Genomic DNA, 12,522 nt, shown 5'->3' with positions numbered 1-12,522 from the left:
GTCGGGATCACGGGAAAGGAACAGCATGTCCAAGGCCACGCTCGTCAGCCTCGCTGAATCCCTCGGTGTCTCGCGGCAGACCATCTCCAACGTGATCAACGCGCCGCACCGGGTGAAGCCGGAGACACGGCTCCGGATACAGCATGCGATCGCGGAGAGCGGCTACCGGCCCAGCGCCGCCGGCCGGCAGTTGCGCACCCGGCGCTCGATGAACCTTGGCATCCGCATGATGCCGGTGATCGACGGAATCAACGGATCAATCCTCGACCGGTTCCTGCACGCGCTCACCGAGGCCGCGCAGCAGGAGGGCTACCGGATCACCCTGTTCTGCGCGGACTCCGATTCCGGCGAGATCCGCCAGTACGAGGAACTCCAGAAGGTTGCCGACCTTGACGGCTTCGTGCTGACCGGCACGCACTACGGCGATGAGCGCACGGCCTGGCTGCTTGAGCACGATGTGCCGTTCGCCGCCTTCGGCCGCCCGTGGAGTAGCATCGAGGATCCCTTCACCTCCAGCCACCCCTGGGTGGATGTCGACGGCGGCGCCGGAACCGAGCAGGCCACGCGCACCCTGATCGGCCAGGGCCACACGGCAGTCGGCTTTGTTGGCTGGCCTGAGGGCTCCGGGGCCGGCGATGACCGCCGCGCCGGCTGGACCCGTGCGATGCACGCTGCCGGACTTCCCACCGACACCCTCGATATCCAGGCCGACGACGGCGTCCCCGCCGGCGCGCAGGGCGCCGAACGGCTCGCATCCCGCGGGGCGACCGCGCTGGTGTGCGCAAGCGATTCCCTGGCTCTGGGAGCCACAGCGAAGCTGAGGCAGCTGCTTCCGGCGCAGTCCTCGCCTGCGGTGATCGGATTCGATGACACACCGGTGGCTGCTGCCGTCGGGCTCTCAAGCGTTTCCCAGCCCACGGAGGACGCAGCGCGGCACATCATCGCTGTCCTCGCCCACCAGCTGGCCGGGCGCAACGGCCGGGAGCTGGATGGGGAGCCGGCGCCGGAGCGGCACCTACTCCTGCCGCCGACCCTGATCCAGCGCACCCCATACTCCTTCAGCAGCACCTGACCAACCCCACAAGAAGAAGAATCAACACAAGAGGAATCAGACAATGAAGACTGGAAATCCCCGACGGCGGCTGGCCGTCGCCATCACCGCAGCATCGATGCTCGCCCTCACCGCCTGCGGTGGCTCGGGCTTCGACGAGTCCGCCGAGGAAGGCGGCGGCCAGACCGAAGCTACGGACGCTCCCGTCAGCGTCCTCATCGGATCATCGGGTGATGCCGAAACCGCGGCTGTCACCTCGGCTGTCGACGCCTGGGCCAGCGAGTCCGGTGTGGATGCCTCTGTCATCGCAGCCTCCGACCTCACGCAGCAGCTCAGCCAGGGCTTTGCGTCCGGTGAGCCGGCGGACGTCTTCTACCTGTCCACCGACGCGTTCGCCGGATATGCGGCCAATGGCTCGCTGGAGCCCTACGGAGAGGACCTGGAGAACAAGGACGACTACTACCCGGCGCTCCGTGAGGCCTTCACCTATGAAGACCAGCTCTACTGCGCGCCCAAGGACTTCTCCACACTCGGCCTTGTGATCAACAGCGCCATGTGGGAGGAGGCCGGGCTCACGGAGGATGACATCCCGACCAGCTGGGATGAACTGGCCACAGTAGCCGAACAGCTCACCACCGGGGAGACCGTCGGTCTGGGGTTCAGCCCCGAGTTCCAACGGCTCGGCGTCTTCACCGCCCAGGCTGGAGGCGGCCTGGTCACCGACGGCGAAGCGACAGTCGCCAGCGAAGCCAACGTCGAGGCGCTGAGCTACGCCAAGCAGATGATGACCGACGGCGTTGCCGCCTACTCCTCCGACCTCGGCGCAGGCTGGGGCGGCGAAGCATTCGGCAAAGGCCTGGCCGCCATGGTCATCGAGGGCAACTGGATTGCCGGCGCCATGACCAACGACTTCCCCGACGTCGAATACCAGATCGCCGAGCTTCCGGAGGGCCCCGGCGGCAAGGGCACGCTCCAGTTCACCAATTGCTGGGGTATCGCCGCAGACAGCGACAACATCGAAGGCGCCAAGGCGCTGGTGGAGCACCTGACCACACCGGAGAGCCAACTGGGCTTCGCGGAAGCTTTCGGTGTCATGCCCTCGCTCCAGTCCGTTGCCGGGGACTGGGCCGAGCAGTACCCGGAGCTGGCGCCGTTCATCGCCGGTGGCGAGTACGCGCAGAACCTGCCCGCCCAGCAGGGCGCAGCCGACGTGCTGGCGGAGCTGAACTCGCAACTCGAGTCCCTGGAGTCCTCGGAGCCACAGCAGATCCTTGAGTCGGTGCAGCCGCTTATGGAATCCGTCGTGACCCAGTAACGCCTTCCCAGCCGCGCAGACGGCGCCCCGCCGCAGGGGCGCCGCCCACGGAACGTCCAGCGAATAGACCCGAGGTATCGACGTGCCATCCACTCCAGCACCCCCTGGGCAATCGGCCGGGCCGGCCAGCCGCAGGAATGGGAGCATCCGCGGCAGGCAAGGGCTCGCCGGCTGGCTCTTCATCACGCCCATCATCCTGATTCTCGGACTGTTCCTCGTCATCCCGGTCCTGATGGCCGCATGGGTCAGCGTCTCGGACTGGACCGGTCGCGGCAGCCCTTTCTCCGGCACCGTGAACTTCGTCGGCTCCGAAAACTACTCGGCCATCCTCGGAGGCGAGGGACTGACGGGACGCGACTTCGGTACCTCGATCCGGAACAACCTGTACTACGTCCTCCTGGTCGTTCCGCTGCAGACCGCGCTCTCCCTCTTCCTCGCGGTCATGGTCAACCGGCAGATCCTCCGGGGCAGGGGATTCTTCCGCACCGCTTTCTACTTCCCGTCAGTGACCAGTTCGGTGGCCATCACGGTGCTTTGGCTGTTCCTGTTCAGCGCAACCGGTGTAGTCAACAAGTTCCTTTCCTTCTTCGCGATCGATGGGCCCAACTGGTTCCAGGACCCGCGCGGCGTCCTGCATATCCTGCTCGGACTCATCGGAATCGATCAGGCGCCGGCCGCCCTGCAGGACCCGGCGTTCCTCGGCATCAGCAGCTGGGAATGGCTGGCCGGGCCATCGGTCGCCATGTCCGCCTTCGTCCTGATGGCGATCTTCACCACCTCCGGAACCTTCATGCTGCTCTTCATCGCGGCGCTGCAGAACATCAGCGGCGAAGTGCAGGAGGCGGCCGAAGTGGATGGCGCCACCGGGTGGCAGCGGTTCTGGAGCGTCACCCTCCCGATGCTGCGCCCCACGCTTTTCACTGTGCTGACGCTGGGCCTCATCGGCACCTGGCAGGTGTTCGACCAGATCTACACCGGCACCCAGGGCGGGCCCGCCAAGACCACGCTGACCCCCGCCTACCTGTCCTTCAACTCCGCCTTCGTGGACCAGCAGTGGGGAGTCGGTGCCGCCATCGCCTTCGTGCTTTTCGCCATCATCGTCGTGCTCACCGTGCTTCAGCGCTGGGCACTGAAGGAACGTGACGTTCCACGACGACGGCGGATGGTTCCCGCTGGAGTCAGCGCCGGTTCAAGCGCTGCGGCGGCCCCCGGCACGGCGGCGCGCACGGATGATGCCGGCGCAGATGAGAAGGGGAAGTCCAGGCGATGAGCACAGCAACAGCACCCGCCCCACCGGCCGCGAACCGCCGTCGTCGTACTGATAATCCTGCGCGCCGCAAAAGGGTACGCGGAGCATGGATCACTTACCTGGTCCTGATCGCACTCGCGACCATCTACATCTTCCCGTTCCTGGTACAGGTGGCCACGTCCTTCAAAACGGAGCCGGAAGCGGCACAGAACCCGCTGGGACTGGTTCCGCAGAATTGGTCAGTGGCGGCCTATGAGGGGCTCTTCGCGAATTCGGACTTCCCGCTGTGGGGGATGAACTCCTTCATCGTGACAGTGTTCGTGACCCTCGGCAGGGTCTTCTTCAATTCGCTGGCCGGCTACGCGCTGGCCCGGATCCCGTTCCGCGGGCGCGGACTGGTGTTTGCACTGCTGGTCGCCGTGATGGCGGTGCCCGGCGTCGTGCTGCTGATCCCGAAGTTCCTCGTGATCAATCAGCTGGGCATCTACGACTCCTACACCGGCATGATCCTGCCGCTGCTGGCCGACGCAGCGGGCGTGTTCATCATGAAGAACTTCTTCGAATCCATCCCGGTGAGCGTCGAGGAGCAGGCGCGGATCGACGGCGCGGGAACATTCCGTACCTTCTGGTCCGTGGTGCTGCCGATGGCGCGGCCGGCCGTGATGACGATTGTGATCCTGTCCTTCCAGGGCTCCTGGAACGAGCTGAACCACTTCATCATCTCCACCCAGGATCCCTCGCTGACAACACTCACGAAGGGCGTCGCGCAGTTGGCCTCCGGGGCATTGAGCCAGGGGACGCAGTATCCGCTCAAGCTCGCAGCGGCAGCGCTCATGACTGTTCCCGTGGCGATCGTATTCTTCATCTTCCAGAAGCGGATCATGAACGCTTCGGCGGGTGCGGTGAAGGAGTAAGTGGGTGAAGCGTGGTTCCTCAGCCGCCGGGACGCAGGCTGGGGGAGCCGTGCACTCCCACGCCGCCCGCCAGCCCGTCGATCACCTCGCGCATCGCCGCAACCGAGGACCGCGTGGGTTCCCAGCCGAGTAGGGTGCGCGCCCGGTCAGTGTTCATGACCGGAGCCTGCGACGCCATGTCGATCCACCCCGGATCCGTCGCCTGGATGTGCAGGGCCCAGGATGCCGCCACCACCGCACGCAGCACGGGCACCGGCAGGTCGAACACTCGCTTGGCGCCGAGCAGCCCGCCCAGCAGGCGTGGCGTCAGGATGGGATCTGCAGCGATGTTGAAGGGGCCTGAAGCCCGCTGGTCGATGATCCGCCAGTAGGCGTCGGCCATATCCGCGGCATGCACCGCCTGGAACACAAGCTCCGAAGGGATCGGCAACACCGGCAGGCTCAGTTTGTTGAGAATCGATTTCGGGATCAGCGGACCCAGGAAGTACCGCCCGATTTCCTCTCCGGCGTCGGCCTGGAAGATGAGCCCGGGACGGACCCTCGCCACGGGAATCTCCGGAAAATCACGTTCGAAGGTGTCCAGCAGGGCCTCCTGCTCGGCCTTGTGCCGGCTGTAATGGGACGTCGCGATGCCTCCGGTGGGCCAATCCTCAGTGACTACCTGATCCTTGCGTGCCGGGCTGTACGCACCCACCGAAGACGCGCAGACGAAGTGCCGCACGCCGGCGTCCGCGGCCGCATGCAGCGCATTCTCCGTGCCGGTCACGTTGGTGCGGTGCATCGCCTCCTCATCCCGGTTGGGCTGGATGGCCCAGGCAAGATGTACGACGGCGTCAGTCCCCTTCAGCGCGTCGGTGAGGCTTGCGCGCCCGGCATCAGTGCCGACGTCGGCGGTGTGCCATTCGACGCCGCTGTAGGGCGCGTGGTCCTGGGAAGGCTTCCTCCGGGAGATACCGACCAGCTCAAGGGCGGGGTTCTCCTGGCGGGCCTGCTGGAGCCGGCGAAGGAGCGCCGTCCCCACGTTTCCGGTTGCTCCGATAACAGCGATGCGCATGTGGAACCCTTCAATCGATGTGCGGCCTGAAAACCACACTAAAGGGTCGACCACTTATTGCAATAGTAAGTATCCTTATGGTTCGGTTGGTGTAGGCAATTCTGAACCGGAGGTAGAAACGTGACCACGAGAGATCCCGCGAAAGCGGACTCGGCAGAGGAAGCCACGCAAGCCAAGGCAGCCTCGAGCCCGCATCCTGATGATTCCCGGAAGCCGGACGCGCCGACTGACCTTGCCAAGCCGGCATGGGGGTACGTCTTCAAGCGGACCATCAACGAGTTCGGCAAAGACCAGTGCACTGACCTGGCGGCTGCCCTGACGTACTACGCAGTCCTGGCCATCTTCCCGGCGCTGCTGGCGCTGGTATCCATTCTCGGGTTCTTCGGGCAGGCAGAGGCTACGACGGACACCGTGCTTAACATACTCGGCAACGTCTCGTCGGACGCCGAAACCACGTTGGGACCTGTTATTCAGCAACTGGCCTCCTCGGAGACCGCGGGCCTGACCTTCGTCATCGGCCTGCTGGGTGCGTTGTGGTCCGCCTCGGGGTTCGTCAACGCGTTCTCGCGTGCAATGAACCGGGTCTACGAAGTCGAAGAGGGGCGCCCCTTCTGGAAGCTTCGCCCGGTCATGCTGCTGATCACCGTCGTCGTACTGCTCCTGGTGGTGCTGATGGCGCTGCTGCTCATCCTGTCCGGACCGGTGGCGGAAGCAATCGGCGGGGCGATCGGACTTGGATCAACGGCCCTGGTCATCTGGAATATCGCCAAATGGCCGGTCATGGTGTTCTTCGCGGTGCTGATGATCGCGGTGCTGTACTACGCGACTCCCAATGTGCAGCAGCCCAAGTTCAAGTGGGTGAGTGTCGGTTCCATCATTGCGCTGCTGGTTCTTGCGCTGACCACAGCCGGGTTCTCCATCTATGTAGCGAACTCGGACAGCTACCAGCAGACCTACGGCGCCATCGCCGGCGTCATCATCTTCCTGCTGTGGCTGTGGCTGGCGAATCTCTCCCTGCTCTTCGGGGCCGAGTTCGACGCCGAACTGGAGCGGGGACGTCAGCTGCAGGCAGGGATCGAGGCAGAAGAAACAGTCCAGTTGCCTCCGCGCGATGCCAAGGCAGCGGAGAAGAAGCGGGACAAGCAGCTCGGCCTGGTGGACAAGGGCCGTGAACTGCGCCAAAAGTACGGACGCGATCGCGATACTCGGACAAGGAGAAAATCATGACCCATATAGCAGACATGATCATCGCCCACCCCCGGCCCTCCGGGCACCTGGAGGCAGGGGACCTCGCAGCCGCCATCGAGGCGTGCCTGGACTGCGTTGCCTCCTGCGGCAGCTGTGCGGACGCGTGTCTTGGCGAGGAAAGCATTGCCGATCTCCGGCACTGCATCCGGACCGACCAGGACTGCGCCGACATCTGCCTCGCCACTGCCCGGATGCTCCAGCGCCAGGGTGGCCACCATCCCGCCGTGCTCGCGCCGCTGCTCGAGGCCTGTCTGCAGGCCTGCCGGAACTGTGCGGAGGAATGCGAGCGGCACGCCTCCATGCACGATCACTGCAGGATCTGCGCCGAGGCCTGCCGCCGCTGTGAGGCTGCGTGCTCCACGCTGCTCGAGACACTGCGCACCAGCGGCTCGTCCAGCCACTAGGGTGGCACCATGAGCCAATCCGACCACAGCACCAAGGGCGCCTACGTGGACTCCGGCAAGGAGTTCAAGCGTGACACCGCCTACATCGAAACACGGATCACACGGGACGGTGCCGACGGGTTCGCGGTGGAACCGGGCCGCTACCGGCTCATCGCTGCCCGCGCCTGCCCCTGGGCCAACCGGGCAATCATCGTCCGCAGGCTCCTTGGTCTCGAGGAGGCCATCTCGCTCGGAACGCCGGGGCCAACGCATGACAAACGGTCCTGGACGTTCGACCTCGACCCGGGTGGCAAGGATCCGGTGCTCGGGATAGAGCGGCTGCAGGAGGCGTACTTCACCCGGGATCCGGATTACCCCCGGGGCATTACGGTGCCGGCTATTGTCGATGTCTCCACGGGCGCTGTTGTCACCAACAACTTTCCGCAGATCACGCTGGACTTCTCCACGGAGTGGAAGGAGTACCACCGCGAGGGGGCTCCGGACCTCTACCCGGAGGAACTGCGTGAGGAGATCGACGCAGTGAACAAGCGGGTGTTCACCGAGGTAAACAACGGCGTCTACCGCTGCGGTTTTGCCGGGTCGCAGGAGGCGTACAACGACGCCTATGACCGTCTCTTCACCGCCCTGGACTGGCTCGAGGAGCGGCTGACCGGCCAGCGGTACCTCGTGGGTGACTCGATCACCGAAGCTGATGTGCGGCTCTTCACCACGCTGGCGCGCTTCGACCCGGTGTACCACGGACACTTCAAGTGCAACCGGAACAAGCTGACCGAGATGCCGGCACTCTGGGGCTACGCACGGGATCTCTTCCAGACGCCGGGCTTCGGAGACACTCTCGACTTCGACCAGATCAAGAAGCATTACTACGTGGTTCACGAGGACATCAATCCCACGCAGATTGTGCCGAAGGGTCCCTCCCTGGAGAACTGGCACAGCGATCACCAGCGTGAACGCCTGGGCGGAAGCCCGTTCGGGCGGGGAACCGCGCCGACAGCGGCCCCCTGACAAGTGGTGATCCCGAGAAATAGGGAACATAACCGTTTCCTAATCCAGCCATGCGTAGGCTAGCCTTACTTAAGTCCGTCCCGGTGATCGTCCGGCGAATTCAGGTGTTGGCTCAAGGAGGCATGCATGGCAGTCGACGTGCCTGCCTCCCCGGCCGTTCTTCGTAAACAGCGTGCATCGAAGCGCCCCTCGGCCCGGGGATTAAAGCTCATCGCCGCCATCGCCCTCCTCGGAACCGCCAGTGTTGCGTCCCTGGCAATCGGAGCCCGGCCAATCAGCGTGGAAACCCTGATCCAGGCCCTGACCGCTTTCGATCCTGCCAACGGCGACCACGCCGTCGTGCTCTCCCGCATCCCGCGGACCATCGTGGGCCTGCTCGCGGGAGCCGCGCTCGGACTGGCCGGAGCGGCCATGCAGGGCGTCGCCCGTAACCCCCTTGCCGATCCCGGCATCCTCGGCATCAACTCCGGCGCAGCGCTAGCCGTCGTGATCGGTATCTTCGTCTTCGGCGTCACCAACTTCACCGGCTACATCTGGTTCGCCTTCCTCGGTGCCGCAGCCGCCGCCGTACTGGTCTACGCGATCGCGAGCCTCGGACGCGACGGCGCCACTCCCGTGAAGCTGGCCCTCGCCGGCGCAGCGCTCTCTGCAGGCATGGTCTCACTGCTCAATGCGGTGCTGGTTTCCAGCCAGCAGACCTTCGATACGTTCCGGTTCTGGCAGGTGGGTTCCGTCGCCGGCCGCGGCTGGGAGGTGATCGTTCCGGTGCTGCCGTTCCTCGCTTTCGGATTCGTACTCACCCTGCTCACCGGCAAGGTCCTGAACAGCCTGTCCCTGGGTGACGACATCGCGCGCGGTCTCGGCCAGAACGTCACCCTTGCCCGCGCGCTCACGGCGCTCGGCGTCGTCGTACTCTGTGGAGCCGCTACCGCGGCCGCCGGCCCAATCGGCTTCATCGGGCTGGTCATTCCGCATGTGGTGCGCTCGTTCACGGGCCCTGACTACCGGTGGATCCTGCCCTTCTCGATGGTGCTCGCGCCGGTCCTGCTGCTTTCGGCGGACATACTCGGCCGCGTCATCCTCCCGCCCGGCGAGGTGCAGGTCGGCATCCTCACGGCGGTCATCGGTGCCCCGGTCTTCATCTGGTTGGTGCGGCGGCGGAAGATGGCCGAGCTGTGAGCCTCGACACCCGTCCCACCCCCGCCGGGCTTCGCGACGAGGAGCGCCTGGTGGTTTCACGGCGTCATCACCTGCGCACCCAGCGGGCGGTCAAGATCGGTGCCCTGGCCTTCCTTGTCGTTGCGCTCAGCGCGGTCACGCTCCTGCTGGGCCGCTACACCGTGACCATCCCCGATTTCTTGCGCATCGTCGCGGGTGCCGATATCCCCGGGGCCAGCTTCATCGTGATGGAGAACCGGATCCCGCGCGTGCTGATCGGCATTATGATCGGCGGCGCGTTCGGTGTGGCCGGCGCGGTGTTCCAGACGATGCTGCGCAACCCGCTCGCCAGCCCGGACATCATCGGCATCAGTTATGGCGCCAGCGCGTCGGCAGTCTTCGCGATCGCATTCCTCGGCGCATCCGGCCTGGTGCTTTCCGGGTTCGCGATGGCCGGAGCCCTCGCCGTCGCCCTGGCCATCTACTTCCTGTCCCGGCGAGGCGCGGTGGCCGGCTACCGGCTCATCCTGGTGGGCATCGGATTCTCAGCAGTCCTGCAGTCAGTGGTCAGCTTCCTCCTGACGCGCACGGACATCAGGGTTGCCTCGGACGCCCTCACCTGGCTGAACGGCTCACTGAACTCGAGCAACTGGGACCGGGTGACCATACTGTTCGTTGCGCTGGCGGTCCTGACCCCCGCCGTCGTCGTCCTGTCCCGCTCGCTGCGCGGGCTGGAACTGGGGGATGACGCCGCAGCCGGCCTGGGCGTGAACGTGGAACGCTCACGGCTGGCCCTCATTGTCACCGGCGTGCTGCTCGCGGCGATTGCGACGGCGGCAGCCGGACCGGTTGCCTTCATCGCGTTTCTCTCCGGGCCGATTGCGCGGCGATTCCTCGGCGGCTACCGCCCGCTGGTGACTGCTGCGCTGGTCGGTGCCGTGATCGTCCTCGCGGGAGATTTCCTGGGTGCCAACCTGATCCCGGGCGTTTCCCTGCCGGTCGGAGTGATTACGGGCGTCCTCGGCGCTCCGTTCCTCCTCTGGCTTCTCGCTACATCCAACCGCTCAGGCCAGGGAGGCTGACATGAGGTTGAACGCCGAAAACCTGACCCTTGCATATGACAACCGCCGGGTAGTGGAGGACCTGACGGTTGAGCTGCCGGCCGGAAAGGTCACCGTCATCGTCGGAGCGAACGCCTGCGGCAAGTCCACCCTGCTGCGCGGCTTGGCGCGGCTGCTCAAGCCCGCCGCGGGTACGGTGCTGCTGGACGGCAAGGACATCCATTCGCTCTCCACCCGCTCGGTGGCAAAGACCCTTGGCCTGCTTCCGCAGACGCCGGTCGCCCCGGACGGCATCGCCGTGGTGGACCTGGTGGGCCGCGGCCGCTACCCGCATCAGGGCTGGTTCCGCCAGTGGAACGCGGACGACGACGCCGCGGTCGCCGCAGCGCTGCGCGTCACCGACACTATGGAACTGGCAGACCGCAACGTCGATGAGCTTTCCGGCGGCCAGCGCCAGCGCGTCTGGATTGCGATGGCGCTGGCGCAGCAGACGGACATCCTGCTGCTCGATGAACCGACCACCTTCCTCGACGTGGCGCACCAGGTGGAAGTCCTCGACCTCATCACCGACCTGAACCGCAGTGCCGGAACCACCGTTGCCATCGTGCTGCATGACCTCAACCTCGCTGCGCGCTATGCAGACCACCTCATCGCGATGAAGGGCGGCCGGATTGTCGCCGAGGGACCGCCGTCGGACGTCGTCACGGAGGCGACCGTCGCTGACGTCTTCGGCCTGGAATCCCGCGTCATTCCCGATCCGGTCTCGGGTACACCCATGGTGGTGCCCCTGGGGCGGCACCACTCCGCACCGAAGAACGTAGCCACAGAAACCACCCGGGATGGCATCGCGGGTTTTTTAGCGAACCCGCAGGACGGGCTCCCCGCTCTGACCATGGAGGCAGCATCGTGACAGAAGTCAGTACCCGTCGTACCCGCAGGACAGCGGCACCCTCACAGACTTCCGCCGGCAACCAGGCGGTCGTCCCGGCGGTCCGCGCATTCAACGTGGTGGTGACCCGCGTGGAGCGCATCAGCTCCAACTTCCGGCGCATCACCTTCGGCGGCGCCTGCCTGTCAGACTTCGGCGTGCAGGGTTCCACTCTGGACCTGCGCATCAAGGTGATGATCCCGCCGGCCAATGGCGAGAGTGCTGACGGTGTTGATCTTGGGACCCTGATGGACGGCGCGGGCAGCGGCTGGTACCAGCAGTGGCTGTCCCTTGAGCCTTCCGAGCGCGGTGACATGCGCACCTATACGGTCCGCGATTCCCGCTGTGAGCAGGAGATTCCCGAGCTGGACATCGACTTCGTGATGCACTTCGACGCAGCCGGCAACGGCGGGCCGGCTTCGCAGTGGGCCGCCGCTGCTGAACCGGGGGACCGGGTGTGGCTGATCGGTCCTAACATCCATGCCGCAAGTTGCTCTACTGCCGGCGCCTACGGAGGTATCGAGTGGCGTCCGGGCCTGGCCCAGAACGTTCTGCTCGCAGGGGACGAGACCGCTGTTCCGGCGATCAGCGCCATCCTTGAGTCGCTGCCTGAGGACATCAAGGGCCACGCGTTCCTGGAGGTTCCGCACGGCTCGGACTGCCAGGACATCCAGACCAGATCGGGCGTCGGTATCAGCTGGCTGGTGCGCGGCGGCCGCCCTCACGGTGAACTGCTCGACGCCGCTGTCCGCCAGGCCGTCAGGGTGCCGGGCTGGGTGTCCCTGTCCGCGCCGTTCCGCGTCAGCCTCGGAAGCGACACGCCCTCAGGCCAGGCGCTCGCTGCCGCAGCCGGCCGCGCGGGCGGACCGGAGCGCGCTGCCGGACCGGAGCCGGAGGACATCGACGTTGACAAGACCATCCTGTGGGAAACTCCGCAGCTCCTGGACGCCGCAGCCCTGAACGGCTCCCTGAATCCGGACAAACCCGCGGGCGCATTGCCGTTCTACGCGTGGATCGCGGGCGAAGCGGCGGTGGTGCGGGGGCTGCGCCGTTACCTGGTGCGCGACGTCGGCATCGACCGCAAGCAGGTCGCCTTCATGGGCTACTGGCGCCAGGGCAAAGCCGAGGGCTGAAC

The 12,522-nt window shown here is 65.8% G+C and carries 12 protein-coding genes; 11 read left to right on the top strand and 1 reads right to left on the bottom strand.

From position 1 onward, the window contains the following. The first annotated feature begins 25 nt into the window (after positions 1–25). The 4 genes from JOD47_RS04630 to JOD47_RS04615 all read left to right on the top strand — a co-directional run bounded on the left by JOD47_RS04630 (position 26) and on the right by JOD47_RS04615 (position 4,529). Positions 26–1,072: a LacI family DNA-binding transcriptional regulator gene (locus JOD47_RS04630; protein WP_204532410.1), complete on the top strand. Its 1,047-nt coding sequence runs from the start codon at positions 26–28 to the stop codon at positions 1,070–1,072. A gap of 43 nt (positions 1,073–1,115) precedes the next feature. Next, a complete protein-coding gene (locus JOD47_RS04625) occupies positions 1,116–2,366 on the top strand; it encodes a sugar ABC transporter substrate-binding protein (protein ID WP_204532401.1) in 1,251 nt (416 codons plus the stop codon). Positions 2,367–2,448: 82 nt separating this feature from the next. Further along, complete coding sequence (locus JOD47_RS04620) at positions 2,449–3,636, top strand: carbohydrate ABC transporter permease (protein ID WP_372432787.1); 1,188 nt, start codon at positions 2,449–2,451, stop codon at positions 3,634–3,636. Then, on the top strand, positions 3,633–4,529 hold the full coding sequence (locus tag JOD47_RS04615; protein ID WP_204532394.1) for a carbohydrate ABC transporter permease: 897 nt from the start codon (positions 3,633–3,635) through the stop codon (positions 4,527–4,529). Before JOD47_RS04620 ends, JOD47_RS04615 begins: the two co-directional genes overlap by 4 nt. A gap of 19 nt (positions 4,530–4,548) precedes the next feature. On the opposite strand, the gene JOD47_RS04610 is transcribed toward JOD47_RS04615, so the two are convergent. Beyond that, positions 4,549–5,583 carry an NAD-dependent epimerase/dehydratase family protein gene (locus tag JOD47_RS04610; protein ID WP_204532392.1) on the bottom strand — a complete coding sequence of 345 codons (1,035 nt, stop codon included), beginning with the start codon at positions 5,581–5,583 and terminating at the stop codon, positions 4,549–4,551. Positions 5,584–5,703: 120 nt separating this feature from the next. Here JOD47_RS04610 and JOD47_RS04605 point away from each other — a divergent pair, with 120 nt between their 5' ends. The 7 genes from JOD47_RS04605 to JOD47_RS04575 all read left to right on the top strand — a co-directional run bounded on the left by JOD47_RS04605 (position 5,704) and on the right by JOD47_RS04575 (position 12,520). Next, entirely contained in the window at positions 5,704–6,810 is a 1,107-nt protein-coding gene (locus tag JOD47_RS04605; RefSeq protein ID WP_204532382.1) for a YihY/virulence factor BrkB family protein, read from the top strand. Continuing rightward, entirely contained in the window at positions 6,807–7,235 is a 429-nt protein-coding gene (locus JOD47_RS04600; protein WP_204532380.1) for a four-helix bundle copper-binding protein, read from the top strand. The genes JOD47_RS04605 and JOD47_RS04600 overlap by 4 nt, the downstream gene beginning before the upstream one ends. Before the next feature lie 9 nt (positions 7,236–7,244). After that, a complete protein-coding gene (locus JOD47_RS04595; RefSeq protein WP_204532378.1) occupies positions 7,245–8,240 on the top strand; it encodes a glutathione S-transferase family protein in 996 nt (331 codons plus the stop codon). A gap of 126 nt (positions 8,241–8,366) precedes the next feature. Further along, positions 8,367–9,419: a FecCD family ABC transporter permease gene (locus JOD47_RS04590; RefSeq protein WP_204532376.1), complete on the top strand. Its 1,053-nt coding sequence runs from the start codon at positions 8,367–8,369 to the stop codon at positions 9,417–9,419. 47 nt (positions 9,420–9,466) lie between these two features. Next, positions 9,467–10,480 (top strand): FecCD family ABC transporter permease, encoded by a 1,014-nt coding sequence (locus JOD47_RS04585; RefSeq protein ID WP_204536432.1) that lies wholly within the window; start codon positions 9,467–9,469, stop codon positions 10,478–10,480. 1 nt (position 10,481) lies between these two features. Beyond that, positions 10,482–11,369, top strand: a complete 888-nt coding sequence (locus tag JOD47_RS04580) for an ABC transporter ATP-binding protein (protein ID WP_204532374.1) — start codon at positions 10,482–10,484, stop codon at positions 11,367–11,369. Beyond that, positions 11,366–12,520, top strand: coding sequence for a siderophore-interacting protein (locus tag JOD47_RS04575; RefSeq protein ID WP_204532372.1), 1,155 nt, complete (start codon positions 11,366–11,368; stop codon positions 12,518–12,520). The genes JOD47_RS04580 and JOD47_RS04575 overlap by 4 nt, the downstream gene beginning before the upstream one ends. Positions 12,521–12,522 lie beyond the last annotated feature (2 nt).

The sequence above is a fragment of the Arthrobacter tumbae genome (assembly GCF_016907495.1).
GTDB classification, from domain to species: domain Bacteria; phylum Actinomycetota; class Actinomycetes; order Actinomycetales; family Micrococcaceae; genus Arthrobacter_D; species Arthrobacter_D tumbae.
Note: the sequence above shows the minus strand (reverse complement) of the source record. Positions and strands in the feature narration are given on the sequence as shown.

Excerpts from the sequence above, each read along its gene's own strand:
- JOD47_RS04625 (WP_204532401.1), top strand. The coding sequence starts at position 1,116 with ATGAAGACTGGAAATCCCCGACGGCGGCTGGCCGTCGCCATCACCGCA.
- JOD47_RS04600 (WP_204532380.1), top strand. The coding sequence starts at position 6,807 with ATGACCCATATAGCAGACATGATCATCGCCCACCCCCGGCCCTCCGGG.
- JOD47_RS04610 (WP_204532392.1), bottom strand. The coding sequence starts at position 5,583 with ATGCGCATCGCTGTTATCGGAGCAACCGGAAACGTGGGGACGGCGCTC.
- JOD47_RS04580 (WP_204532374.1), top strand. The coding sequence starts at position 10,482 with ATGAGGTTGAACGCCGAAAACCTGACCCTTGCATATGACAACCGCCGG.
- JOD47_RS04590 (WP_204532376.1), top strand. The coding sequence starts at position 8,367 with ATGGCAGTCGACGTGCCTGCCTCCCCGGCCGTTCTTCGTAAACAGCGT.
- JOD47_RS04630 (WP_204532410.1), top strand. The coding sequence starts at position 26 with ATGTCCAAGGCCACGCTCGTCAGCCTCGCTGAATCCCTCGGTGTCTCG.
- JOD47_RS04595 (WP_204532378.1), top strand. The coding sequence starts at position 7,245 with ATGAGCCAATCCGACCACAGCACCAAGGGCGCCTACGTGGACTCCGGC.
- JOD47_RS04615 (WP_204532394.1), top strand. The coding sequence starts at position 3,633 with ATGAGCACAGCAACAGCACCCGCCCCACCGGCCGCGAACCGCCGTCGT.